Source organism: Desulfocicer vacuolatum DSM 3385, from assembly GCF_900176365.1.
Taxonomy (GTDB): Bacteria; Desulfobacterota; Desulfobacteria; order Desulfobacterales; family Desulfobacteraceae; genus Desulfocicer; species Desulfocicer vacuolatum.
Map to the genome: position 1 here is coordinate 1 of NZ_FWXY01000065.1, position 2,238 is coordinate 2,238.

General features: G+C 40.8%; 1 protein-coding gene. It reads right to left on the reverse strand.

Going from position 1 to position 2,238, the window contains the following annotated elements:
• Positions 1-44: 44 nt before the first annotated feature.
• Positions 45-2,105 carry an NACHT domain-containing protein gene (locus B9A32_RS20860; RefSeq protein ID WP_084072116.1) on the reverse strand — a complete coding sequence of 687 codons (2,061 nt, stop codon included), beginning with the start codon at positions 2,103-2,105 and terminating at the stop codon, positions 45-47.
• Positions 2,106-2,238: the final 133 nt, after the last annotated feature.

Consider the following 2,238-nt stretch of genomic DNA (forward strand, 5'->3'; position numbering starts at 1 on the left):
ATCAATGGTGATAATCCCTGAATTGGCAAATAGTTATGAGTAGTCTACATAATTCTTTTGCCAAAACAACACGAAAATAAGAGATAAGAATCTAATATGGCTGCAAATCGGATAACCTCTGACCAGTCTTGGGAATCAACAATACTGGCTATTGCAGCTTGTTGTTTCTTAACATCCATAGATTTTAGGTGACGTGCGGCTGCAAATTCGCCAAAACTTTTATGAATGAATACTAATGTTTCTTCATAACCGTGACCGAGTCTTTCAATCATACCAACGTCTATCCAATATTGAAGGTAAGCTTCTGAATCTGCACGGGCCTTTAACAGCCGACTTCCTGTTTCGCATGCAAAGTCTTCAGCACAGCGGTTGAGCGTATCTTCTATACGGCTTAAAGGTTGTGCTGTTATTTGCCAGCCAAGAATATTAAGAAAGCATTTAAGAAACACAGCCGGAGCTGGTGGCACTGGTATTCGAGAATTTGGGACCTCATCAATTAGTTCAAATATTTGTTCAAATAACCGTTCCTTGGTAGTACTCAAATGCCCACCTCTAACAATGATTGACGCGGCAAGGCCTAATAGCAGGGGACTTCTGGAAATAACCTTACTCGTTTCTTCTCTTTTCAATTCAGTTGAGCATAATTTATTAATATTGTACTGTAATGTTACCCCTTCTGTAATACTCTCGGATAGGAGAGTCATTAAATAAGCAGGAGCCGATGAGGATTCTAATGGTTCTAAATAATAGTGCCGCCAATCACTAAAATGAGCTGTATCGTATCCAATAGGTCTCGTTGTAACTATTACTCGACAATTAGGGTGTCCCATCGAAAAACGAGCAATACCGGCAGCTACATCTTCTTGCAATTTTCCGCATTCATCAAGTCCATCACAGAGCAAAAGCCAGTTTGGAAAAGCCGCTTGCTTTACCACTTTTGGTGATAAGTTGCTCCCATCCAAGCCCAGGTCAAAAATAGCCTCTTCGAAACTATTTCCGGCTCGCATACGTGACGCAACAGAAATTAGCCGAACATTAAGAATGGGAATATTATCCTCGCTATAGCGACGTGCAATTTTTTTCAACAGTGTTGTCTTTCCCATTCCAGGGCCACCTATCAGAATTGTGCGCGTGACAAATCGTGCGAGAGTTTCTGGGTCGACAACTACAGCATTTCTATCTACTGAACGGCTATCCCAAGTTTGATATTTTTTAAGAGCTTCTGCTATACTTTCATTTTTTATTTGAATCTCATCTTGTACCACTGCTCGGAGGGGGATTGACGCTTCATCGACCCGAAGTTTTTTATTAATACCGAAGATTGAAAAATAGGAGTGGGTTATGAATGTCCAATTGGTAAGCTTTTTGAGCAAGAGCATTGGTGCCGTTGAATTATTTTTTTCAAGCCTTACACCGTCAGTATTCAATACGCGCAATGCTGATGAAACATCTCTACGTCCACGATGTTCTATTAAATAAAGGGAATCTTTATATATGGAATTCCAAGCTGCAACGACTTGGTTTTGGTCTGAACAAAGATTCTTGAGTTCACTTCTCGCAGCAAGAATGTCAGCTTGATTTCCAGTTATGGCATTTATAGTTTTAATACGAATACACTTGCAGCTGTCTAAGACCGACAGGCCTTTTTCAGTTAGCTTTTCTACCAACTGTGTTCCAATTTTTGAGATATTATCAGAACGACCATCCCCAAGTCGTATAATATCGTTGGCCAATTGTTCTGTGATTGTATTACTGCTAGTCGGAGATACGATTAAAAGACCATAATCAATCTTACGTGCTTTAATCGCGGTTGCCATACTAATTAATGAATCCCATAATTTGCTTCCCGACCTAAGACCTTTCTTTACTTGGGCTTCAACGATTTTACCGGATTTAATGAGGAGTCGAATATCATCACCAGCGCCACCTGTTTCAGCATCGATGGCAACGGGAATATCGTCCGCAATTTTTTCAAGCCAGGAAGCTTGTATACCCCTTATCATATATACGCAGGCAATAGCAGATACAGCCGCTTGAAAATTTATCCCACCGCCGGTTGCTGCCCCACCAGCAACTCGTTTTCTATTTTTAGAAGATTCTGTCACATTTGCCCTATAAATATTTCAAACTTTTATTATGTTTGTGAATGTTTAACTCACTGGCTTGTCCACGTGCAGTGGTTTGTTCAACGGCCCGGGGAAGTGGGGTGGAGAATTCACCTTAACTGCCGCTGAAGCG